Origin of the sequence: Thermoactinomyces daqus (genome assembly GCF_000763315.1) — a bacterium.
Taxonomy (GTDB): Bacteria; Bacillota; Bacilli; order Thermoactinomycetales; family Thermoactinomycetaceae; genus Thermoactinomyces_A; species Thermoactinomyces_A daqus.
The window spans coordinates 1-22,493 of sequence record NZ_JPST01000021.1 but is presented as its reverse complement, the minus strand read 5'-3'; the positions used below and the strand labels follow the sequence as shown (position 1 = coordinate 22,493).

Here is a 22,493-nt window from a genome sequence, read left to right as displayed (position 1 = left end):
AGAGGAGCCTGCTTTTCCACAACACTCTTTTCTTATTATGTAAATACATGTTAAAATAAAATATCCAATTGCATATTTCAACCTGCGATGGAATGGTTCGTCGCTTTTTTTATCCTCTTAAACCAACTATCTTGATCGGAAAGGGTGAGAAAATATGTCAATGCCGCAAACTTCCCTAAAATCAGCACCATCCATCCACTCGCGCCTGCCCGGACTGAAAGCTCCGCTCGTTTGGATTGCGATCCTTGCCTTTATTGTCTTGGGAGCTTTCGTGTACAGGTACGGCTGGCAAAAGGAATTATTATTCATCATCGGCGTTTTGCTCGGTGTTGCGCTCTACCACGCGCGGTTCGGTTTTACTTCCGCTTTCCGCGAACTATTATCCGTCGGACAAGGGCAGGGATTGCGCGCACATATGCTTATGCTGGCGATCGCCAGCGTATTGTTCGCTGTCATTTTCTCGACCGGCACGACCCTGACCGGAGCAGCTCCGCAAGGAAATGTGGAACCGATCGGAATCAGCCTCGTTTTCGGTTCATTTTTATTCGGAATCGGAATGCAATTGGGCGGGGCATGTGCCTCCGGCTGCCTTTATCGTGTCAGCGGCGGGACTCCGTCTTTCATTTTAACCTTGATCGGTTTCATTGCCGGTTCGGTTTGGGCGGCTTATCACTGGCAGTTCTGGTCCAAAGACCTGCCCTCTCTTCCGCCCGTCTCGCTGGCAACATCCACAGGTCTGGGTTACGGAGGAGCCGCTCTTCTGCAACTGATTCTGTTTGCTGGCATCGTCCTCTTCACCTATTGGATTGCCAAAAGGAAAAATCCGCCGCCCCGTAAACCGGTGCCAACCGCTCAGGGCTGGAAACGAATTATCCGCGGATCATGGCCGCTCTGGGTTTCAGCCATCGTGCTGGCTGTTTTGAACGCACTTACCTTGTTCATCAGCGGCCAACCCTGGGGCATTACCTCCGCGTTCGCTCTATGGGGTTCCAAAATCCTGCAATCCTTCGGTGTGGACGTCTCTTCCTGGGTTTACTGGTCCGGTGCCAAAGCAAAGGCGCTGCAAAGCCCGATTCTGGCGGATAAAACATCCCTGATGGACTTCGGCATTATCATCGGCGCCTTTTTTGCCGCAGCGGCAAGCGGTACGTTCAAAGTGCAAAAAATCCCGTTCAAAATCCATCTCGCTTCGCTGATCGGCGGGATCATGATGGGCTATGGAGCACGACTCGCCTACGGGTGCAATATCGGCTCCTATTTCAGCGGCATCGCCTCTTTCAGTCTGCACGGATGGATTTGGGCCATTTTTGCTCTTCTAGGAACCTATGCCGGCCTGAAACTGCGTCCTCTGTTCGGATTAAAAAACCCGAAACAGAGCGATTCATTTTGCTGAAACGAAATACAATGATACAAACCCCAGGCTTGCATACCGCAACGGCCTGGGGTTTTTTCTTCATGTTGAAGACAGAAAACCTTTCTTTTTATCGTTTATCTATTTCAATTTAATCCAAGTTTCATTTTTAGCTCACGGCGCTTTTTGTTCAATTGTTTCAATTCTTCATAAAGGTCGTATTGCGCCAAAAATTCGTGACGTTCTTTCGCCAATAAATATTCTTGCTTAACGGAACAGAGCCGTTCTTCCAGTGCTTTTAACTGCTCTAACATAACGAAGCACCTCAATTCTTTTAAATTGATATCAAAATGCTCGTTCGGAGAATAGTTACCCTGATAGATTTCAATCTAAACCCAAAAAAATTGTCCCAACGCGCAAAAATATTTGCTGAAAAATTGTAAAACGGCGAATCTGAGTCAAAAAACTGACAAAAACTGGAGCATACTTCCTTTTATCAACATTGACCCGCGTCGAATTTTTGATAAAATGAAGGAAGTCTACCTTGAGCATCTCCTGGCGGCCGATCAGACAATCAACTATTGGCAGAATCACAGGGCGAAAGGAGTTTTTTCTGTGTCTGTTAATCCTCAATACATGCCATCTTTTTTGGAAGAATTTCGGTCGATGAAACTGGAAATGATGATCCGTGATCTCCATAAGTTAACCCACGAGGAGCTCATGCGAATTCAAAAGGAAATTGACCAATTACTCCATTCCGATAAAGAGTAGGATGAGCCGCGATGAGTCAACCGACAGAAAAGCTCTTAATCCAAACCTACAAACATATCAACGAATCCCGGAATCTGATTGAACAATTGATCAATCAACTCGGACAGCAGCAACAATTTATCCATCATTTACCTGACGACATTCAGCATCTTATTCATGTCGCCATGGAACTATCACCGGATCAGCGAAAGACGTTGCGACGGTTCCTGGAATCTTTGAAATTTGATTAACCCCAACCCTTTCAAATTGTATTGAAAGGAACTGGGGTTTTCATTTATTCCTGCGGCTTCTCAAGCTGAAACATTTTTCTGGCCAATACGGAAGCGCGAAAATAGCGGTACATTTTGGCGGCATCGACCGAAGCGAACAAACCGGTTCCAGGAATGATTTCCTCATTTCTCTTTATTCGTATGTAATCATGTTTTTGCAAACGCTTAAGTATCTTCAAGCACTGCTCGCGATCTCCCACATAATCCCGAAACAAACAGGTGAGTTGCTCTATATTTACCCAGTAAGTCCGTTTTTCCCGTTTCAAATCAGGGTCCAGTTGCGGATAGACCAGCAATCCCCATAAAATTACAATCGCCGCACGATCCCTTAATCCCCATGCGCGGTGAGGAGGTTCTTCCCGGGCTTGAGCCGCTTTTGGAACGGCAATTCGCGTCATTAAAAGGGAACTCATTTCTTTAACCGAAATACGGTTCAATGATAACTCCCCTTTCTGCTATTTCCTATCAAAAATATCCAATTTTTGATCTTAATAAGGGTTATAGTCAAAAATACGCTTTTTCATACACACTCCCCAGAAAATGATTTAATATATAATTTCATGATCATATCATTAAATTTTCTTATTCTAACGCTTTAATGTGACCTTTTTCGTTGTAAATATCATCAAATAAAAAAGTTTTTAAGAGGGATAGTGGAAAAGATTATGTCTTTTCTGTTATATTTATAAGTAAAGATTTTCAGGATAATTATGTTTAAGAAAGGAGTTTCTATCGAATGATTTTTGAAACAAAAAAAGGAAAATATACAAAAGAAGAAAATGAAACGATCATTCGTGCGCTGAATGAAGGGCTGAAGGAAGGAAAACGAGAACGTGAAATCCTTAAAGAATTATCGATTCAATTAAAACGAGGATATTCGGGAATCATGTCGCATGCGCGTAAGCTGAGATCAGAATACCCGGAGCGTTTCCATTCTTATGAAGATTCAGGGGAAAGTAGCAACCGGTTGAACAGTTGGAATGAGGAAGAGGAAGAAATCGTGATCAACACGGTAAATACATTTTTGGAAGAAGGCAAATCCCTCTCAGCGGCGATCATGGAATTGGAAAAAAAACTTTCCCGAACCCAGGGGGCCATCTATCAACGCATCTACACACTGCGCCGCAAACATCCGGAGCGGTTTAAGCACTTACCTGCCGAGCGCCCTCGCCGCCGCCGCAAATTCAATGAATGGGGCTCACAGCATCCCATGATCCGTTCTCTTGATGAAGCGTATCCAATCCATCCGAAAGAACTGGCATCGACCGCGGAAAAACAGCTGGCAGCGGCAATCGATCATTTACATAACTACGGTTCGACGCCCGACTCCTCCCTTTCATCCGGCAAAAGGGAACAGCCCAGCACATCTACATTGGAGGAAGAGATGCTGTTAAAAGCATTTGAGGAACGCTATGGCCGCCCGAGCGGGGAAGCGAGAAGCAAACTGATCGAGCTGATGAGAAAGTTTGGCTGCACCCGCGTTTCCATCGCCATTTTCACCTTGGCGGAAGACAAGGCATTTCCGGCGCATATCATTGAATTTTTGGAGCGCAGGCTGCATCATCACAAGTTTATCTGACAAAAAACACGAACCCGATCGGTCCGTGCATCAGAGAGGCTCTTTTAAGCGTACCGGAATACTGGCATTAATGATGGTAGTACGCTCTTTTGACTGTGGAATCACTTCGACATGTCCGACAACATCATAACCGAAGTCATCGCACAATTCAATCAGCCGGGCTCGAAACTGCTTCAGTTTTTTTTCGTCGATATCGGAACGTTGATAGCTGAGTACCAATGACAAACGGTCATCGGCGGTTACGGCGGTAGGTTCTTCTTTCTCACGATTAAACATATTTAAAAAGGCCACCTGATTCACCCCTGTCCAAGTTTAGGCGATGTGGAACAAACGCTTGATTCTTGTGATCAACGTAGTAGAATCCAATTCCAAAAACGGTACGTCTTCACCGGTCAGTCTGCGCGAAATATTGCTGAATGCTTTTCCAGCCAACGATTTGCTGTCAAGAATGACTGGTTCTCCCGTATTGGAGGAGCGAATAATTCGCTTATCTTCGGGAACCACTCCCAGAAGATTAATTGCCAGGTGGCTTTGCACTCTCTCAACGCTCAACATATCTCCGTCACGCACCATGCCCGGCTGGACACGATTCACGATCAAGTCGATCATTTTGACATTGGCTGATTCGAGGAGACCAATCACCCGATCCGAATCGCGGACAGACGGAATTTCCGGATTGACGACCAGGATGGCGCGATCAGCCGCGGCAATCGCGTTGCGAAACCCTCCTTCGATCCCGGCGGGGGAATCGATCAATATGTAATCAAATTCATTGCGGAGCTCATCGACGACAGCCTTCACCTGCGAAGGTGTCACCTCTTCTTTGTATCGCGTCTGTGCCGCCGGGAGCAGGGCAAGATCCGGATATTCCTTGTGCCGAACCAGAGATTGCCTTAATTTGCTGACTCCTTCGATCACATCGACCAAATCGTAAACGATGCGGTTTTCCAGGCCCAGCATCAGATCCAGCTTGCGAAGCCCGATATCGGTATCGACCAGGCAGACTTTGTAGCCAAGCTGAGCCAAGCCCAATCCGAGGGAAGCAACCGTGGTCGACTTGCCAACCCCACCTTTTCCACTTGTCACTGTAATTGCCACTGACATGCGGTTCATGCTCGATACCCCTTTCCTAACCCTCTTTTTGTTCTTATGTGTAAACGAGATGAAATCGGTGTTTCTCCTTTTTTTCGTGATATAATCCCCAGTCATTTTTCCGTGAAATCGTGTTGCAACGGGTTATGGAACCTCACTGACCTCCCGGTTTTCCAAATGGTCGGCCGGCAGAGTCCTCACGCCTTCCCGAATCTGCTATGTCTTTTTCGCCGAGTTGTGCCAAAAAACATAAATATTCAGGGTTGACCTTCCCAAAACCCGCGGTTTTCAACAAGTTTCACCATTATTGTAGCAAAACCGCAAGAATAAAAAAAGTAAGAAATCAGCTTTTTACCAACTTTATCCTAAAAAGCTGATTTCTTACCGTTTGGCAGAGTCATTTTGGATCGATTTTTGCGCAAAAAGCTCCAGTTCCTTCGAAAGCAAACGCCAAACTAAGAGGGCTGCCGTCATATCATCCAGGTAGCCAGCAACGGGAATCCAGTCTGCAACCACATCCGTCGGCAAAATAAAATACAAAAGGGCCGCACCCACCAGTCCCTTTTTCGTTTTGCTCACATGCGGATCCCGAAAATATTGATACATCACCTTCAGCTTCTCGATCAACGCTTCAATGCCACCGGCGCGCTCCACTTTTTGATTAAACTGATCCAGGACCGTCCGTTCCCCTTCATCGGTTAACGAACGCTGTTTTAATTTCTTGAGGGTTTGGACGATCTTCCGGTTCTTTCCCTGCAATCAATCCGCCTCCTTTGCTCAATAAAACCTCTCGTTGCAATGGTTGCAAAAAGTGGCCTCATCGGATACCTGATGGGCGCAAAACGGGCAAAGAAAGACAACCGCAGGGATTTTCCGTTCATCGGCGCTCGGCTGAATCGGAGAAACAGGCCCGAGCAAGATCGTTTCCTCATGAGGCCGTACAGCTTCAGGCCGTACAGCTTCCACTTCCGTTTCGGCGATCACCAGGTTCACTTTCTCTGCCTGTCTGCGCGGAACGATATCAGCCTTTTTCACTTCTTCCAGTTCTTTTTGCAGTTCAAAAAGCTGCTCTTGCTGACTGCGGATTCCCTGAAGCGAAAGATGAATCGACTCGTTCAGTCTCAGTTCCCCCGTCTTTTCCCAGTGTGTATACACTTCCCAGCCCAGCTTTTGAACCTGTCGTTCAATGTCTTCTTTTTTCCCTTTGATACGCAGAGCTAACCGGCTGATTTCAATCATTTTTTGCGATTTTTGGCCGGCGGTTTCCACACCTTTTTCCAGCTTTTGTTTCAAATCCTGTAAAAAACTCAAACGAATCGCTCCTTATCCAGACATCCCTGATGTCTATTTTAAGGACTCTTCGGCTGGCCCACAAGCAAAAATCAGGTGAACACTTCTTCAAGCTGACGACTTCATTAAATTTTTCTTCGACAGCGACATTTTTTCTTTAAATCCGTGCTTGAGCCATAGCGCATTTAACAGCAGGAGAATTCCCGTCAGCAGGAAAGTGGCTGGAATACCGATCGGCCCCGACAAAATCCCGTAGGTGACCGGACCGAGCATATTTCCAAGGGCTACCGCACTCTGGTAGAATCCGTACGCGGTGCTTACCTTCTCTTCCGGAGCATTTTTGCGGATCAAGGTATTGAGAGAAGGGAGCAATCCTCCGACGAACAGCCCCAACAGGAAGCGCAGGAGCAGCAATTCCCACACATTCTGTACGAACATATGCGGAATAAAGATAATCCCCGCACCGATCAGAGCGACAAACAAAACCCGTTCTGAACCGAACCTGTCGCCGAATTTGCCCAGGAATGGGGAGGACAGCATATTGGCAAATCCGGTCATCGCCGTCACCAAACCGGCAAAGAAGGAAATATAGCCTCCCGGAACCTTCAGCTTTTCAACGAACAAAGACATGAGCGGCGACGGACCGATCATGGCAAATTGCAACAGCATCCCAACAGAAAACAAAATCAGCAGCGGTTGCTGCCGCAAAATGAAGGCTCCGTCTTTAAAGAAGCTTTCATTTTTCTGTTTCGGACTTGCCTGGAACTCTTCTTTCACCTGGAAGAGAACCACAAAGCTGGCAATGGCCAGGACTGCCGAAGTCAGGAAGAAAATATCGCGGTAACCGATCAATTCTGCCAACAGGCCGCCGATAAACGGCCCCAGGATTGAACCGGCCACTTGCCCGGCCTGCATCATCCCCAATACGTAGCCCACTTTTTCTTTCGGTGTATTGGTGGCCATCAGAGATATCGAGGCCGGAATAAAGCCCGAAATCATCCCGTTGAGCATGCGCAGGAAAAAGAGCTGGATGGGTGAGGTGGCCAATCCCAGCAAAAAGATGGTCACCGCCATCCCAAACCCCGAGCGGAGAATCATCGGCTTGCGCCCGTAACGGTCAGCCAGACTCCCCCAGATCGGCGCGACAATAAATTGGGATAAAAAGTTGACTCCAAAAATGAAGCCCGCCCAAAGCTGAACGGTCTTCGGATCCTTTAGCCCCATTTGCTGCAGATAAAGCGGCAAAAAGGGCATAATCATGGAAATGGCACTCATCACGAGAAACTGCGACACCATCAAAATATATAGGTTTCTTTTCCACCAGGCCATGGAACCTTCATCTCCTCAAGTCACTATTATATATTTCGGTGAACGAAATATCAAAAGAAAAAAAACTGCCTTTGGAGTTGGCAGTTATCAACAAATTTATCAGGCCTTTACGAATGAACCGGCCTGCTGAACTCAAGCGAAATGTTCATGCGCTGTGACGGTTCCACGCGTTTAACAAACGGCAGTTTCTCGATCCGGCGGATCACTTGGTCTGACGTCTTTCCGTCCACATAAAGATAAACATATTTTAATCGTTTGGAGATATAATGAATATTTCCCAGGCGTCCCAACGAACGAGCTGCTTTTAAATCTTTTACCCAAACAGCTAAACCTAATCTTTCCACAATATCCATTGATTTTGTAGCTCCTTTTCTAAAAACATGTCCGAAAGGGCGCTTACACGTTGGTTTGGGGTAACAGGCGAAAAATTCACCCAATATTATCGTACCATTCCGGAAAACGGAATTCAATCAACAGACCACCAAAATTAGAATGGACAGGTGAACAGGAGCGGCCATTTACCGGCCGCATGCGCGCCGCAGTTTCTTTACACCCGGTTCGGGATCATTGCCCGGAACCTTGATCGACGGGGAGACTGAGCGGGCGATCGTCAGGGAAACCGCGTGGAGCAATTGATCCAATCGTTCTTCCGCTTCGAAACAGTCGCGAACAACGGGGTACTGGCGCAGTTTCTTCTGGTAAGAAAGCGCCGCCTCCTTAGCTTCATGATAATTGGGATGAAAAATGCCAAAGCGCTGTGCTTCTTCGTATCGGTCTTTCAGTTTCTGAAACTCCCTGATCATTTTTTGCGCTTCCGGATCCTCTTCCATCCTCTTTTTGCATTCCAGGTAATGCTGCACTTCTTGGGAATTATTTATCTGATCTGCCAAACGATAGGCTGCCAGCAATATTTCCGTCATGTCCAGTGTATTCATCATCGATTCCCTCCACCTTTATTGTATAGCAGTTTCCGGATGAATCCCACTGTTTGGCAGAAGGAAAAAATAGAACGGCTTCCCTGCCCGGCCATGAACGGCAACCTGCCAACTGCCGGACAGCTCACATTTCACAAGCACGCAAAGGGACAAATCCATCCATTCACTGCTCCACCATGACTTGTACGCGGGAAATCCTCCCAAGCGGATAGAACTTTTTTTCCTTTCCCACTTTTGCGTGCATCAGCCAATCTCCCCCGCAGTACTCAACCTTTTGCGGACTGACTGTGATCAGGTCGCCCTGATATTCCATCTTCAGCGCAAAACCATAATGAATGCTTTGTTTTACCATCTCTTTTACCATTTCGCGCCCGTATGCCCGCAGGCCGCTCGTCCAAATTTTGGGCAGTTTGTCGGCATTTGAGCGCATATCCAGCCCGGAAGGCCAATGCGTTTCCACACGCCACTCCTTTAAGGGAGACAATAACCGGCCCCAATCCACATGCTTGATGTTTCGTTCATCGTTGCCGTGGAGGGAATGGTGCATTTGTTGCACTTCCTGCCCGCTCTCCTGCAAAGCAGCCTGCGCCGCAGCAAAATCGGCAGCGGAAATGATCAGCCGCTCCCCGGTAAACTCCGGTATGTTGATTCCTTTTTTCTCCAATATCCGGCGGCATCGGTCCAGTCTCTCCGGCGATCCATGCAGCAGGAAAGCAGACTCAGCCAGAATCGACGGAGCTTGGCGAAACCAGTGAATCACCTGTTCCTTTACAGGTTCGGGCACCTCCGTCCCGCTCCAGGCGGCCAGCAAGCTGAGCAAATCCTCTCCGGTCAGGCCATACCGCCTTGCCCGTTGAACGGAACGCTCATTCAACTCATAGATGAGCATCCGGTCTCCGCCCATGAAGTCAGCGGCCTGAGCCAAGACATAACGTTGCGGAAGAGGAAAGTAATAAGGAAGGTATATTTCCATGTGGGGTTCAATGTAAAAAGGCACTTCATCCGGCACCTGACCCTTCGGCGGGAGTTCCAGCCAGCGAAAATAAGTTTCGCCTGAGCCTGATTGTCCTTTTTCCATCCAGCCCATGGCCACGAGCGGATCGATCAATTGCTTTTCCAGATGCTCCAGGAGCGCAGGAGAAAAAAAGGGGAGATCCCATTCGGACAAAAAGCAAATGATCTCTTTCAAAGCGTACCAGTTCTCCGCCTCCAGGCATTCGAGCAGTTGCAAATAACCATGCAAGCCGTTCCTTTCGGCGGTGAGCAGATTAAAAACAGCCTGATAGAGGATTCTCATCATTTGGTCAAAAGAGAGCTGAAGCCACTGTTGCCAGTTCATCTGCCGCACTCTGACGGATTGGCTTGTTCGCTCTGTCAAACCGAGCAGCTGACTAAGTTCGAGCAAAAAGGAGATCCATGGCGGCAACTCATCCTGTTTCCCCCATTTTGTCTCCTTCAGGGAAGATGCATCCAAATCCAGCTCCACATCCAGCTTTTGCGCCTCTTTTTTGGGAATCTGCCCCGTTTTTGTCAACAACAGCGGTTCCTGTTCCAGCATAAACAAAAAGTGGAAAAACGCCTGCCAAATCCCTGCCGACGGTTCGGAACAATGCATAACGGAAGCGGCGTTTACCGGCTTTGGCAGGGAGCCGGCAGCAAGCGCCGCAATCCATGCCCGCCTCAGCTCAGCCGGAAGATAGTACAACCGTTCGTGAAACTGATTTCGCACGGGAAATATCCAGCCTCCCCGAAAAAATTCCGATATTTTCCTCCGGCAGGCTTTGAGCCCGAACTTCTGCTGCTCCCTGGGAATCTCCCTTTCTCTGATCACCCCGTTTTGGCTGGCGAACAAAAAATAAAGCAAAACGGCCCGCTTCTCCGACGGCATCTGCTGGAAACAGCGGCGCAAATAAGCCGGATCAGTCATGCGCCCGGCGAGAGCCCCGGGGTCAGGATCGGCCACCGAATGGAGATTGCCGATCCGCCTGATTTCTTCTTCGTTCAGCGATTCCAAACAAATCCGCAAATCATCTGACATGCCGGCACTCCCTTTCCATATCGATCACCTCATACCGGTATCCCTGCTCGGCAAGATAGCTCTGCCGGCGCCAGGCATATTCCTGGTCGACCGTATCCTTCGTCACCAAATGATAAAAATAAGCTTTACTCCCTGTTTCCTTGACGCGCAATATGCGTCCAAGCCGTTGTGCTTCCTCCTGCCGGGAGCCGAATGTGCCGGAAATTTGAATCGCGACACTGGCATCGGGAAGATCAACCGCCATATTGGCCACCTTGGAAACGATCAGCACCCGGATACGTCGCTGGCGAAACTGGCGATACCACGCCTCCCTTTTATCTGCGGGCATACTCCCCGTAATCAAAGGAAATCCGTACCGTCTGGAGATTCTATCCAGTTGACGCAAATACTGTCCGATGATCAGGATCTGCTCATCCCGGTGCCGGTTGATAATCTCCTCGATCAACGGAATTTTTCGCGGATTTTCCGCCGCCAATCGCACCTTCTGCCGCTGGTCCGCCTTTTGATAAGCGGTTTCCCAGTCAGGGTCAAAGGGAATGCGAATCTCCCGCAGCACCGCCTCAGAGATCCATCCGTTTCTCTCCAATTCTTTCCATGATCCTTCGTAAAGCTTCGGCCCGACCAGGGAAAACACATCCTCTTCTTTCCCATCTTCCCGCACGAGTGTCGCCGTCAGTCCCAACCGGCGTTTCGCCTGAAACTCGGCGGTCAGGCGAAAAACCGGAGCCGGCAGCAGGTGAACCTCATCATAAATCACAAAGCCAAAATCACGCGAACGCAACAGTTCCATATGCGGAAATGATGCATCCTTTCCATCCCGATGAGTCAACATCTGGTAAGTTGTCACCGTCACCGGGCGAATCTGTTTGACCGTCGCCGTATACTCCCCCACCTCATCCGCCCGTAAATCCGTCTTATCCAATATCTCACGCACCCATTGTTTCGCCGACGTGCCATTCGGCGTCAATATTAGAGTCGCCTTCCCGACCCGCTGCATGATCGCCAGCGCGACAACCGTTTTTCCCGCACCGCATGGCAATACGATTACTCCCCCGCCATACCAGTCCGCTCCTTCGGCAAAATACGCTTCGAGCGCATCCTGCTGATAGGGACGCAAACCGCGAAAACGATCATGTTCAGAAAGCGAAAAGGAAAGCGATTCCCCTCCGGCAAAGCCGGTTTCGTCCAGTGGCGGATATCCGGCGGCAACACATGCCTGCTTTACGGCTCCAAGTGAATGCATGGGAAATATGAATGCCCGCTCACTTTCCGGTACGGGTACAGTTTCCCGCTTTAAATGCGTCAGGATTTGTGGGAAAATGGAAGGAGATGCACCAACCAGTGCAAAGGTGTGCTCTTTTCTTCGTTGCAGTCGAATCTGCCCAAACCGGTTGATCGTTTCTTCCACCCGCCGCTCAAATGCACCAGTCAACGGAAATTTGCTGTGCGAGCGCAGCCATTCCAGCAGACTTTTGGCCGACATCCCGGAGGCTGCCGCTTGCCACAGGGTAAACGGCGTTAAACGAAAAGTGACAAGCTGCTCCGTTTCTCGTACCTTTTGCGCAAAGCGGTTGAGTTTCAAACTCAGTTCACTTCCGCTGTCCGCTATTTTTTCCAATAAAACGGTACCGTCGTGCTGAATGATCAGCCCCTTTTTCAGCAAACTTTTTTCTGACATTCTTTTCCCTCCATCTCTATTTTTTCCTAACGGCTGAAAAGCTATTGATATTGCAAAATACTCTGTCGAATCATGCAACTTTTTCTCTTCTTCATCGTCTATTTCATACAACAAACCAAGCTTGGAGGAGAAAGGATGCGCAAGCTGATCGCTCTGATGCCGATTCTTTTGCTCATGACCAGTTGTCAAATCGCAGATGCCCCCGGACTAACAGGAGGACTGAAAATGGAAGAACCCAAAGAAAATATAACTTTTCATACCATCGAACCTTCCGGGCTGCCGGAAGAGATTCAGAAGCAAGTGAATCAAAAACTGGCGACACCGAAGAAACAGGCTGTTCTGTTTCACGAAGATAGCCGACATTTCGCTTTAATCACCCTGGGCGAACGGAAAACGGCCGGGTACACCATCACCGTTGACCAAGTTGTCCGCCGGGGAAATACCGTAACGGTATATGCCACGGAAAAAACTCCGGCGAAAGGAAGCTTTGCCGCACAGGTGATCACCCACCCTTCGATTATCATCACTTTTTCCGCCAAACAGCCGGTGCAGCATTTGGAAGTGAAATGGACACAAAGCTGACAAAAAAAGGAGGCGAATTCCCTGTGAAAAGGGTTCCGCTTCCTTTTTTCAAGCAGTTTTATATCCCTTGCATCCCTAAAAAAGCGATAAGTACAAATGATCGATGATGTCATTTTTTCGGCTGTTCAGGCTGATGCGGTTGTTCATATGGATCCTTGACCGGTTCATATGGTGTCATGATTTCCGGAAAATACGGCTGGGAAATTTCAGGTTCGTGTGTTGGATACGTTACATCCGGTATCTTAAAACAAATCATTTCAGCTTCCCTCCTCGTTATCCGTATTGTTCCCACTCCTTCCGGTTTTACGTTTTCACTTTTTCCCATTAAAAAATCCCTCCGACCGGCAGCCGGGGGGGGAACAGTTGGGAGGGGAGGAAGCGTGCATGCTTCCCGTATGATCGATCCATGCATCGCAAACGGTATATATCTCTTTCCGAAAAACGGAATTCGGGTCAACCTGTCACTTTCCGGCTGGAGCCCGTTTGTTGCGACGATCCATCATGACCGCTTTTGATTTTCATAAGCTCTCAGCCATGGGGACTCCGGCGATTCCGGCGACTCCCATACCGGTTTTTCCGTGCCGGAATACGCTGGTTGTGGAGGAGGAGGCATCATCCCCGGGCCTTGCGGAGGGATCGCCGCTCCCGGAAAACCTTGTGCGTGAACCGGAGGTGTGGGAATCATCCAGGGATGCCATGCACCATAAGGCGGCAGATAAGCAGAGGTCATGCTTTGCCCTCCGCAACATCCGGAACCGGCAGGCGTATAATGGTAATGATAATACGGGATAAACCCGTATGTGTAAGCAGGATAATTTCGGAAGCCAACCGGACCCGGTTGGTAATATCCGTAATCCATGTCTGTCCCTCCTTTGATCTGACGATACACCACCAATATATGCCCGCCCGGCCTGCCTTATGAGAGAAACCCTCTTCCTACAGCCCCTGCACCAGTCCTACTCCGGTAAGCGGATCCCGCCCCGCCGGCGGCAGATCGATCGCCCGGTGATACAGCATGGCTTTCAACTCGGCCGAAGTCGCCCTGGGAAAAGCAGCCCGATAGATGGCCAGAACTCCCGTCACATGGGCTGCGGCTATCGAGGTTCCGCTCAACACCGCATAACGGCTGTAGAAATAAGTGCTCAAGATCCCCGTTCCCGGCGCTGCGATATCCACTTTTCCGGTGGCTGAATACGAGTCCCGACGGTTTAACTTATTCAGCGCCGCCACGGAAATCACCGGGGATATCCTTGCCGGGATCGAAACGGTATCGCCTTTTCCGGACGCATTTCCATTGTTCCCTGCGGCAGCGACAATCAAAATCCCCCTGCTTACGGCCGCCGCAATCGCTTGCGCCAAGGCCGGGTGAATCGTTTGCCCGCCGCTGATGCTGATATTCAGGATATGCATCCGATTGGCAATCGCCCATTCAATTCCCTTAATCAAATTGGAAATCGTTCCGTGTCCTGCAGAATTCAATACCTTGATCGCGTAAAGAGATACCTTCGGGGCGATCCCGACCACGCCAAAGTGGTTGTTTAATGCCCCGATGATTCCGGCAATATGGGTCCCGTGGCCGTTATCATCTTGCGGAGGCAGAAAAGGTGAAAGAACATTTACGCCGCCTTTAATGTTTGAAACCAGATCCGGATGATGAAAGTCGAGCCCGGTATCAATGACCCCCACCCGCACTCCCGTACCGTTGTTCAATCTGCGTTTCCCGAGGACCCTTGCGACATTCCAGGTCAGCACCTGGCTGTTGACGGCCCTTTTGTCATTGATCCTGCGGGAGGCTGAAAACACTTTTTCGATCTTGAAAAAAGGCAGCCGCAGCAAGCGGTCTTCCTGTATACTGATTAAATCCGGGTCCTTTTTCAATTTGAAGGCATTTTTCGGGGATTTAAACGATGCCGTAACGGTGGAAGAATATTTTCCGACATGGTGAACCTGTCCCCCGGCTTGTTTCACGATTTCAGGTTTGGCAACTGAACGAAAAACAAACGTATAACGTCCTTCCGGTGAAACAGCTGACATAAAATCACCCCTTTATTCTAGTTATGAATAAAAGGGTGATTTTGCTTGGACTAGATTGGTAAGTATTTAGTTGATTTTAAGTTTCGCCATCCGGCTTCTTTGACTTGCTTGAGGGAATTCTGCCCGCCCTCTTCACCGCATCTTTTAATAGAAATTCAATCTGTGCATTTACACTTCGAAATTCATCGGCCGCCCATTTTTCTATCATATTGTAAAGCTCTTGATCGATTCTCAGCAAAAACCGCTTTTTGTTGGTACTCATGTAAACAAGGTTCCGGTATTAATTACCGGAGTCGTCTCTCCTTCAGATACCAAGGCGACCATCAGATTATTCACCATCGCAGCTTTTCTTTCCTCATCCAGTTCGACGACGCCCTTCTTTTCGATGTGGTCCAACGCCATTTCCACCATGCCGATCGCACCTTCTACGATTTTCTGCCTGGCTGCAATCACCGCCTGCGCCTGTTGGCGGCGAAGCATCGCCTGGGCGATTTCGGGAGCATAAGCCAAATGGCTGATCCTCGCCTCCAAAATTTCCACTCCGGCGATTTTCAGCCGCTCTTGCAGCTCGGTGCACAGATTTTCCGCCACTTCCTCCGGCGCTCCCATCAACGAAGGAAGCGACTGGTCATGGCGATCATAAGGGTAACGGCTGGCCAGGGAGCGGATGGCGGTTTCGCTCTGGATCGCCACAAAAACGTTAAAATCCTCCACATCGAAAAGCGCTTTAGCGGAGTCGACCACTTTCCATACAATCACAGCGCCGATCAGAATCGGGTTTCCATCAGCATCGTTTACTTTCAGTTTATCACTGTGAAAATTGCGTACGCGCAGGGAGATTTTCTTTTTTGATGCGAAAGGATTCGCCCAAAAAAACCCATCTTCCGCAATCGTACCGGCATACTTGCCAAAAAAGGTGAGAACGCGGGCCTCATTCGGCTGAATCATAACGAATCCGGGGAGAAGCAGAACGGCCACCACCAGAAAAATGATCCCAATCCCGTAGATGACGAGTCCGGCTCCGGCCAAAAGCAAGAAAATTTCGAGCAACAAAAACAAAAATCCATTTGCCTTCCATGCAACTCTCTCTTCAGTGCGTGTCATGCGCTGCCCCCTTATCAATTTGTTATCTATATGATATCATTATGATAATAAAAAATCCATTCCTGCGGCCGAAAAAAGCTCGGCGAAGGAATGGAAAATGGTCATTGAGTAAGCGGTGTCAGAGATGGCAATGCATCAGTGCGGGTTTGGACAGTTGAGATGAAGAGTTTGGCAAGCTCATCATATCCCGTCTGGTTCGGGTGTACTTCATCGCTGAAATATTCTTTGCGATTTAAAAAAACATCAAACGGGTTGATCAGTTTGGCTCCGAACTGGTTGCAGATTTTCTCCAAGGCACGGTTAAGGGATTGGATGAGAAATGAGGCTTTGCCAACGCCGATTTCATAAGCTGGCAAAGGAATATAAAATCCGAGCACACGAAGCACCGCCGCCGGATTTTCTCTGCGCATCAGCGTAAGCATCTTCCTGACATTATCCTGAAGTTTATGGGTTGTCTTCATAATTTTTCTCAGAGTCAACTCATTATTTTCATAAAGCGAAATGAAATCGCATCCCCCGGTGGTGATGGTAATGTGCGTCATTCTAGGCAACAGGCGAATCATCGCAGGGTTGCTCACCAAGGATAGCAGTTCGTCAGAGGTCATACCGGAAATTCCAAAATTCCGCACATAACATTGGTTTGAATGCCGCAAATGCTGAAAATATTGGGCAACAAAATGTGCGGAAGGGTTACTGGCTCCAATCCCCTCCGTGAGAGAATCTCCCAGGGCCAGATAAGCGACAGGTGAGATCCGCTGTTCGTTCATGCCTTTCCTTCCTTCCCTTCTTCCATTTCAAAAGCCACCGCATGCGCTATACAAGGAATGGCTTCCCCCTGTTGGTATGAAACGGTACTCAATAAGGCACCGGTCGCGACTACCAGGATGCGCTTCCACTTGTTCCGCATCATTTCTCTCAACAGATGCCCATAGGTTACGACAGCACTGCATGCACACCCGCTGCCGCCGGCAAATGTTTCTTGCTTCTGGGTATAAATCATCAACCCGCAATCCGCAAAATGTTCCCCCATCTCAAAGCCAGCATTCTTCAGCAGCTCCCGCGCGATGGGCAATCCCACTTTGGCAAGATCCCCGGTGACGATTAAGTCATAATCTTCAGGGGATCGGCCGGTATCGGCAAAATGCGCTTGAATCGTCTGCGCGGCCGCCGGCGCCATGGCAGAACCCATATCCATCGGATTTTTCACGCCCAGGTCGGTTACTTTGCCAACGGTGGCATAGCGAACAACCGGGCCGTCACCCGAACGCCCCAACAAGCAGGCGCCTGCCCCTGTCACGGTCCATTGGGCCGTCTCCGGCTTTTGTCCGCCATACTCTGTCGGATAGCGGTACTGCTTTTCTGCTGTACAATTGTGGCTGCTCACACCGGCGATCACATGACGGGCATAGCCGCCATCGACCAATACCGCCGCCAAAGCCAAAGACAACATCGAAGTGGAACAGGCGCCGTATACGCCGAGAAACGGAATCTGGTTCGTTTTGGCGGAAAACGAGGCGGAAATGTTTTGGTTCAGCAAATCGCCGGCAAGATAAAAATCGATTTGTTCCGGGGTCAGGCCTGCCTTTTCTATGGCAAGGGAAACGGCATCCTCAAGCATTTTGCGTTCCGCCTTTTCCCATGTTTCTTCCCCGGCATACAGATCCGGATAAATTTTATCGAAACTCTCCCTTAACAATCCTTCCCCTTCCATCGGGCCGACTGTGGCAGCACTGGACAGGACGCGAACATCATTTTGAAATTCCCATGTGCTTTTTCCAATCAGCTTGGTTCCTGTCATTTCGTCTCCCCCATGTCATCTCACCAGTCCGGTCAAGGTATAGATCAAACCGATCACAAAGGCGGACAGCGTTCCAAACACAATCACTGCCCCTGCCAGCTTAAACATGTTTCCGCCTACTCCGAGAACATAGCCTTCAGCCCGGTGTTCCAGCGCCGACGAAGCAATCGAATTGGCAAATCCCGTGACCGGTACGGCCAATCCGGCGCCGGCCCATTGACCGATCCGGTCGTAAACTCCCAGCCCGGTCAAAAGGCAGGAAATAAAGATCAGTGTGGCTGCGGTCGGATCGCCGGCCTTTTCCGGTTTAAACCCAAACCAGTGAATATACATCAGCATGAGCGCCTGGCCAAGTACGCAGACCAATCCGCCGATCACAAAAGCTTTCAGGGAATTCATCCATATTTTAGGCTTGGGCCGATGTTTGTTTGCGATTTTTTCATAAGCCAATTCCTTTTCCTTCTGTCTGTGCTTTTCCATCGCCATCGCCCCCTTTTTTCGATCTGTCCGTTTTTAGAGTGCGCCTTCCCACTCTCTTTATGCATCATAAAAAATGCCTCCCTGCTATTCTGACTGCACTCCGTACGCTTCGCCGAGCAAGGTCTGCGCTTCCCGCATGCATTCGACTTTGATCCACTCGTTCAGCAACTTTTCTTTATAGAGAAACCCGTGCAGTTCCGCTTCAATCTCACGATGGTCCGGTGTTTGTTTCACCGCAATGATTCGCCCGCCCATTCGCCTCAGCGCTTTTCTGCTCTCGCTTTCTTTTTCCGCCAGACGTTCTGACATTTTCCTTATTTGTTCCAACCAAATTTCCTTCAGTTTGCAGGGGAAACGGGCCACGGTCCGGTAATCGGCCTGCAAGACAAGGGCAGGCACCTGCAAAATGGCCGTTTTTTTGACCAAGGTCAGGAAAGACTCATATTCTTCGCCGGAAATCATCACAGCACACGTCCTTCCCTTGACGTAAAAAGCCGCCGGGTCAACCGGCAGCTTTTTACCTTTCGGGTTATGACTTGAGATCATTTGATGCATTCGGATTATGCGTTTCTGAAATTTCGTTGAGAGCCTGGCTCGCTTCATCTTGATGTTGCTCGCGTACAGCCATGTCCCCAATCGACACGACACCGACCAGGCGGTTGTTTTCCACGACCGGCAACCGGCGAACTTGTGCTTCAGCCATTATTCTCGCCGCTTCATCCACCGTCATGTCCGGAGTTCCCGTCACCAGGGAAGTGGACATAATGTCAGCCACCGAACCGGAATTGGGCTGTTTGCCGGCGATTCCGCGCACAACGAGGTCGCGGTCGGTAATGACTCCTTTCAAGACGCCGTTTTCCACTACGGGAACCATCCCAACATTCGATGCCCGCATTTTGGAAGCTGCCTCAAAAACATTGTCCTGCGGCGTAACGTATTCCACATCAGTCGTCATAATCTCACGCAACGTGTGCATCAAAGATCCCCCCTGAGCCTTATGGTAACCAAACGGGGGATTCTCATTCTCCCTTTCCGCTTCCAAGAAACCGCATAGCCGTCCGAACCCACAATTCCGCCCCGATTTTCATCGCTTCTTCATCGAAATCAAAAAGGGGATGATGGTGGGGAGCCGTGATATTCCGCTCCGTGTTGCCGGCGCCCACAAAGCAAAATGCTCCCGGCCGTTGCTTCAGGTAATAGGCGAAATCCTCCCCTGCCATCACCGGATCGATTTGCCAGACCCCCTGCTCCCCGACAATCGCCTTGGCGGACTCGGCCAATATGTCAGTGGCGGCAGGCTCATTGACAACCGGAGGGTATCCCCAGGTATAATCAAACCGGTAATCTGCTCCAAACATCCGGCAAACCCCCTGAATCACTTCTTCCATCCTGGCCACGATCGCTTCGCGCGTCTCTTGCTTAAAGGCACGGACCGTTCCCCAAAATCGGCAACGCTCAGCAATCACATTAAACGCATTGCCGGCTTCGATTTGACCGACCGTGATGACGCCTGAATCCAGGGGATTGAGACAGCGGCTGATAATCGTCTGTAACTGGACAATTACATGGGATGCAATCACCACTGAATCAACCGCTTCATGCGGCAGTCCGCCATGTCCGCCTTTGCCGATGATCTCCACTTCAAAGGAATCGGCGGATGCCATCAGTTCCCCGCTGCGAATCCCAATGACCCCGCAAGGCAGAGGAGTCCACAGATGGACGCCGAAAATGGCATCAACCCCGTCCAGCACACCAGCGTCGATCATGGACACCGCACCGCCCGGCAACAACTCCTCCGCATGCTGAAACAAAAACAAGATGGAACCGTCCCATTGCTCCCTGAGCTCTGTCAAGACGGCAGCTGCCCCGAGCAAAGTGGCCATATGCCCGTCGTGTCCGCAGGCGTGCATCACTCCCGGAACCTGTGACCGGTAGGAGCAATCCTTTTCATCCTGAATCGGCAGTGCATCCATATCAGATCTTAAGGCGACAGTTCGCCCCGGCCCTTTTCCGCGGAGAAGTCCGACAAGGCCATGCCCGCCGATTCCCGTTCTCACTTCCAGACCGAGGCTTTTCAAAATGGAAGCCACTTTTTGCGCGGTTTCCTTTTCCTTAAATGAAAGCTCGGGGTTACGGTGAAAATCCCGGCGCCACTCAACCATCCGTGGATAAATTTCCGCAATTCGCTCTTTTATCCTCTCCATTTATCTCTCCCCTTTTCATTGGCACACGAACTGAAGCGGCAGCGGATATTTTTTGAATACTCATGTTTCTCTAATTTCGGACTTCTGTCACCCCCGATCGGTTGCGCTTACATGGGTAATCGTACTATCATAAATAATGATTCAATTCGGTGTGAAATGCAAAGGGAGGCGCCCAGATGATTTTTAACCACATAAAAACCAAAGGTATCAAGAAAGAATTCGGCGAAATGGAAAAAATCATGAAAAAATTGGGGTTTGTCCGCTGGTCCTGGGATTATGAGAAAGTCACTTATGATTTGAAATATACGTCTGATCAAATTGATTATTTCTTGCGCTTGCGGGCAGATGTAATCAATGACAAACGTCTCGAACACCCGAAAGCACTTCTGGAAATCGGAACCCCGGTCTTTGTGCGCCACTTTTTCCCGCACGGTATCGATGAAACAGCAGAGGTTCCCGAATCGTTACGGCAACAGGTAAACGCCAAACTGGAAGAACTGGAAAAAGCGTTAAACGGCTGACCATCGTTGCTGCAAAACGATGACGGTCTGCCGGCACCCCCGGGATGAAAACGGAGTGAAATACCGGGGTGGCAGGAACCGCAGGGATGCCGCCTGCTGCACCAAGGCAAAAAAAGAGGGTGCTTTCGATCCTCACCCTCTTTCCTCATTTTATTTTGTTTTCCGCAGCCTTCGAATCGTGAAATTCCCCCAGCTCCACCCCGTCCACTTTGATGTTCACCTCTACCACTTTCAGGCCGGTCATCATTTCAACGGCTTCTTTCACCCTTTGTTGCAGATTCCGGCACACCTCGTCAATTTTCACCCCGTATTCCACAATCACCCGAAGATCGATTGCCGCCTCCAATTTTCCAACCTGAACGTTGACCCCTCTAGTGATGTTTTTGCCGCTGACGCGTTTGGCCAGTCCCTCGGCCATCCCGCCTGACATGCTGGCAATGCCGTTTGTCTTGCTCGCCGCAAACCCGGCGATCACAGCGACCACATCATCGGCAATGCGCAGCGTTCCACCTTGAAGATCTGCCATTTGTTTTCCCCCTCGTTGTCATAAAATCGCATCGGAACATCACACGGAAGACAAGCAGTCCCAGGCCTAGCTCACTTTGTATCCTGCGATTTTCACCATCGTTTGTACCTGAGGATGGGTCAGATTCACTTTGTACCCGTAATATGTTTTGGAATCCATCTCAATTTCCACAGGTATAATATATTTCCCTTTTAACAATTTTGAAAACAATTGGTTGGCTTCCAGCTCATCCAAATGAAATTTGCGAATAAAATCATTCTTTATCCAAGTGCTTCCATAACTCTTCCCAATATTATTGGGATCGTGATACCACTCATAAATTTGCACGACCGCGTTATGAATGAGCCGGTCGACACGGGAGAGATTTTGGAATTGGTGAATATTGAGAAATTCAAATAAATTGTGGGTGTTATCGCAGAATTCATGCAGCCCGGCCGAACGGGACAAACTTTCATCACAGAGGCAAAAAAGTTCCACCCGTTTTCCCTTTGACCATAGCCGGTCCAGGAGGGGGATCATGTCTTGATCTGCACTGACGATAATGTAGGTGCTGATCTCCGGGATCTGGTAAAGCACTTCCATGGCGTCAAGGCAAAGCTGGATATCTGCCGCGTTTTTCCGGTCCCTGCCGTCTCTGCCGTTTCCGTATACCTGATGCACATGAACTCTTTTTTTCTGGAGGCTCATCATGGACAAATCCAACTGCTCAAAATCGGCATATGCCTCAATCATCCGGATCGATTCTCTGCCATAATGGTCTTGCAGGCGCAAAAACAGGTTGTGTGATTCATCGGGATGGTCAGGATCCATGTGATATTTCTTCAAACCGTAGTAAACATTCTCTAAATCAATAAAGATCGCTGTATCTTTTACCCTGCCATTCAACCATTCTACCTCCCTCAATAAATTAAG

Annotated in this window: 31 protein-coding genes; 7 read left to right on the top strand and 24 right to left on the bottom strand. The window is 49.3% G+C overall.

The genetic code is table 11. The annotated features are described in order from the left end of the window. The first annotated feature begins 154 nt into the window (after positions 1-154). The gene (locus tag JG50_RS0110060) at positions 155-1,393 is read left to right on the top strand and encodes a YeeE/YedE family protein (RefSeq protein ID WP_370589194.1); all 1,239 of its coding nucleotides are present in this window, start codon (positions 155-157) and stop codon (positions 1,391-1,393) included. 104 nt (positions 1,394-1,497) lie between these two features. On the opposite strand, the gene JG50_RS20080 is transcribed toward JG50_RS0110060, so the two are convergent. After that, entirely contained in the window at positions 1,498-1,665 is a 168-nt protein-coding gene (locus JG50_RS20080; RefSeq protein WP_160173846.1) for a hypothetical protein, read from the bottom strand. Between the two features lie 301 nt (positions 1,666-1,966). On the opposite strand from JG50_RS20080, the gene JG50_RS20075 reads away from it, so the two are divergent. Beyond that, a complete protein-coding gene (locus JG50_RS20075; protein ID WP_160173845.1) occupies positions 1,967-2,122 on the top strand; it encodes a hypothetical protein in 156 nt (51 codons plus the stop codon). A gap of 11 nt (positions 2,123-2,133) precedes the next feature. Continuing rightward, a complete protein-coding gene (locus JG50_RS0110050) occupies positions 2,134-2,352 on the top strand; it encodes a hypothetical protein (RefSeq protein ID WP_033100999.1) in 219 nt (72 codons plus the stop codon). A gap of 44 nt (positions 2,353-2,396) precedes the next feature. Here the strand turns inward: JG50_RS0110050 and JG50_RS0110045 are convergent, their stop codons facing one another. Continuing rightward, positions 2,397-2,828, bottom strand: coding sequence for a hypothetical protein (locus JG50_RS0110045; protein ID WP_033100998.1), 432 nt, complete (start codon positions 2,826-2,828; stop codon positions 2,397-2,399). Between the two features lie 299 nt (positions 2,829-3,127). On the opposite strand from JG50_RS0110045, the gene JG50_RS0110040 reads away from it, so the two are divergent. Further along, positions 3,128-3,970 carry a hypothetical protein gene (locus JG50_RS0110040; protein WP_033100997.1) on the top strand — a complete coding sequence of 281 codons (843 nt, stop codon included), beginning with the start codon at positions 3,128-3,130 and terminating at the stop codon, positions 3,968-3,970. Between the two features lie 30 nt (positions 3,971-4,000). On the opposite strand, the gene JG50_RS0110035 is transcribed toward JG50_RS0110040, so the two are convergent. The 9 genes from JG50_RS0110035 to JG50_RS0109995 all read right to left on the bottom strand — a co-directional run bounded on the left by JG50_RS0110035 (position 4,001) and on the right by JG50_RS0109995 (position 12,332). Continuing rightward, on the bottom strand, positions 4,001-4,246 hold the full coding sequence (locus tag JG50_RS0110035; RefSeq protein WP_033100996.1) for a hypothetical protein: 246 nt from the start codon (positions 4,244-4,246) through the stop codon (positions 4,001-4,003). A gap of 36 nt (positions 4,247-4,282) precedes the next feature. After that, the gene (gene minD, locus JG50_RS0110030) at positions 4,283-5,074 is read right to left on the bottom strand and encodes a septum site-determining protein MinD (RefSeq protein WP_033101156.1); all 792 of its coding nucleotides are present in this window, start codon (positions 5,072-5,074) and stop codon (positions 4,283-4,285) included. A 369-nt stretch (positions 5,075-5,443) separates the two neighbouring features. Further along, positions 5,444-5,821, bottom strand: a complete 378-nt coding sequence (locus JG50_RS0110025) for a YkvA family protein (protein ID WP_052154182.1) — start codon at positions 5,819-5,821, stop codon at positions 5,444-5,446. An 18-nt stretch (positions 5,822-5,839) separates the two neighbouring features. After that, the gene (locus JG50_RS0110020) at positions 5,840-6,373 is read right to left on the bottom strand and encodes a zinc ribbon domain-containing protein (RefSeq protein WP_033100995.1); all 534 of its coding nucleotides are present in this window, start codon (positions 6,371-6,373) and stop codon (positions 5,840-5,842) included. Positions 6,374-6,460: 87 nt separating this feature from the next. Beyond that, positions 6,461-7,681, bottom strand: a complete 1,221-nt coding sequence (locus JG50_RS0110015) for an MFS transporter (RefSeq protein WP_033100994.1) — start codon at positions 7,679-7,681, stop codon at positions 6,461-6,463. Between the two features lie 107 nt (positions 7,682-7,788). After that, positions 7,789-8,034, bottom strand: coding sequence for a YlbG family protein (locus tag JG50_RS0110010; protein WP_033100993.1), 246 nt, complete (start codon positions 8,032-8,034; stop codon positions 7,789-7,791). A gap of 165 nt (positions 8,035-8,199) precedes the next feature. Continuing rightward, complete coding sequence (locus JG50_RS0110005; protein ID WP_232330819.1) at positions 8,200-8,616, bottom strand: YlbF family regulator; 417 nt, start codon at positions 8,614-8,616, stop codon at positions 8,200-8,202. 163 nt (positions 8,617-8,779) lie between these two features. Further along, positions 8,780-10,654 carry a hypothetical protein gene (locus JG50_RS0110000; protein WP_033100991.1) on the bottom strand — a complete coding sequence of 625 codons (1,875 nt, stop codon included), beginning with the start codon at positions 10,652-10,654 and terminating at the stop codon, positions 8,780-8,782. Further along, positions 10,644-12,332, bottom strand: coding sequence for a DNA repair helicase XPB (locus JG50_RS0109995; RefSeq protein ID WP_033100990.1), 1,689 nt, complete (start codon positions 12,330-12,332; stop codon positions 10,644-10,646). The genes JG50_RS0110000 and JG50_RS0109995 overlap by 11 nt, the downstream gene beginning before the upstream one ends. 135 nt (positions 12,333-12,467) lie before the next feature. Between JG50_RS0109995 and JG50_RS0109990 the strand changes: the two genes are divergently transcribed. Further along, complete coding sequence (locus tag JG50_RS0109990; RefSeq protein ID WP_033100989.1) at positions 12,468-12,914, top strand: protease complex subunit PrcB family protein; 447 nt, start codon at positions 12,468-12,470, stop codon at positions 12,912-12,914. A gap of 109 nt (positions 12,915-13,023) precedes the next feature. On the opposite strand, the gene JG50_RS20070 is transcribed toward JG50_RS0109990, so the two are convergent. After that, positions 13,024-13,170 carry a hypothetical protein gene (locus tag JG50_RS20070; protein WP_160173844.1) on the bottom strand — a complete coding sequence of 49 codons (147 nt, stop codon included), beginning with the start codon at positions 13,168-13,170 and terminating at the stop codon, positions 13,024-13,026. A 124-nt stretch (positions 13,171-13,294) separates the two neighbouring features. On the opposite strand from JG50_RS20070, the gene JG50_RS20890 reads away from it, so the two are divergent. Beyond that, positions 13,295-13,429 (top strand): hypothetical protein, encoded by a 135-nt coding sequence (locus JG50_RS20890; protein ID WP_255517803.1) that lies wholly within the window; start codon positions 13,295-13,297, stop codon positions 13,427-13,429. Here the strand turns inward: JG50_RS20890 and JG50_RS0109980 are convergent. The 10 genes from JG50_RS0109980 to JG50_RS0109935 all read right to left on the bottom strand — a co-directional run bounded on the left by JG50_RS0109980 (position 13,414) and on the right by JG50_RS0109935 (position 20,534). After that, positions 13,414-13,773: a hypothetical protein gene (locus JG50_RS0109980; RefSeq protein ID WP_033100987.1), complete on the bottom strand. Its 360-nt coding sequence runs from the start codon at positions 13,771-13,773 to the stop codon at positions 13,414-13,416. The two genes, JG50_RS20890 and JG50_RS0109980, sit on opposite strands and share 16 nt — an antisense overlap. Before the next feature lie 77 nt (positions 13,774-13,850). Continuing rightward, positions 13,851-14,948 (bottom strand): S8 family peptidase, encoded by a 1,098-nt coding sequence (locus JG50_RS0109975; protein ID WP_052154181.1) that lies wholly within the window; start codon positions 14,946-14,948, stop codon positions 13,851-13,853. A gap of 76 nt (positions 14,949-15,024) precedes the next feature. Beyond that, positions 15,025-15,210, bottom strand: a complete 186-nt coding sequence (locus tag JG50_RS0109970) for an Arc family DNA-binding protein (protein ID WP_033100986.1) — start codon at positions 15,208-15,210, stop codon at positions 15,025-15,027. Continuing rightward, positions 15,207-16,052 (bottom strand): SPFH domain-containing protein, encoded by an 846-nt coding sequence (locus JG50_RS0109965; RefSeq protein WP_033100985.1) that lies wholly within the window; start codon positions 16,050-16,052, stop codon positions 15,207-15,209. The genes JG50_RS0109970 and JG50_RS0109965 overlap by 4 nt, the downstream gene beginning before the upstream one ends. Positions 16,053-16,153: 101 nt before the next feature. Next, positions 16,154-16,819, bottom strand: coding sequence for a GDSL-type esterase/lipase family protein (locus JG50_RS0109960; RefSeq protein ID WP_033100984.1), 666 nt, complete (start codon positions 16,817-16,819; stop codon positions 16,154-16,156). Then, positions 16,816-17,850, bottom strand: coding sequence for a stage V sporulation protein AD (gene spoVAD / locus JG50_RS0109955; protein ID WP_033100983.1), 1,035 nt, complete (start codon positions 17,848-17,850; stop codon positions 16,816-16,818). The genes JG50_RS0109960 and spoVAD overlap by 4 nt, the downstream gene beginning before the upstream one ends. 15 nt (positions 17,851-17,865) lie before the next feature. Continuing rightward, complete coding sequence (gene spoVAC, locus JG50_RS0109950; RefSeq protein WP_152568543.1) at positions 17,866-18,330, bottom strand: stage V sporulation protein AC; 465 nt, start codon at positions 18,328-18,330, stop codon at positions 17,866-17,868. Between the two features lie 84 nt (positions 18,331-18,414). Further along, on the bottom strand, positions 18,415-18,792 hold the full coding sequence (locus JG50_RS0109945) for a hypothetical protein (protein ID WP_152568542.1): 378 nt from the start codon (positions 18,790-18,792) through the stop codon (positions 18,415-18,417). Between the two features lie 67 nt (positions 18,793-18,859). Next, on the bottom strand, positions 18,860-19,306 hold the full coding sequence (locus JG50_RS0109940) for a CBS domain-containing protein (protein WP_033100980.1): 447 nt from the start codon (positions 19,304-19,306) through the stop codon (positions 18,860-18,862). Positions 19,307-19,349: 43 nt separating this feature from the next. Then, positions 19,350-20,534, bottom strand: coding sequence for a M20 metallopeptidase family protein (locus JG50_RS0109935; protein WP_033100979.1), 1,185 nt, complete (start codon positions 20,532-20,534; stop codon positions 19,350-19,352). A gap of 176 nt (positions 20,535-20,710) precedes the next feature. Between JG50_RS0109935 and JG50_RS0109930 the strand changes: the two genes are divergently transcribed. Next, a complete protein-coding gene (locus JG50_RS0109930; RefSeq protein ID WP_033100978.1) occupies positions 20,711-21,055 on the top strand; it encodes a YugN family protein in 345 nt (114 codons plus the stop codon). Positions 21,056-21,200: 145 nt separating this feature from the next. On the opposite strand, the gene JG50_RS0109925 is transcribed toward JG50_RS0109930, so the two are convergent. Next, entirely contained in the window at positions 21,201-21,581 is a 381-nt protein-coding gene (locus JG50_RS0109925; protein WP_033100977.1) for an Asp23/Gls24 family envelope stress response protein, read from the bottom strand. 66 nt (positions 21,582-21,647) lie between these two features. Further along, positions 21,648-22,493 (bottom strand): NYN domain-containing protein (locus tag JG50_RS18810; RefSeq protein WP_052154180.1); only part of this gene is annotated, 846 nt, incomplete at its 5' end.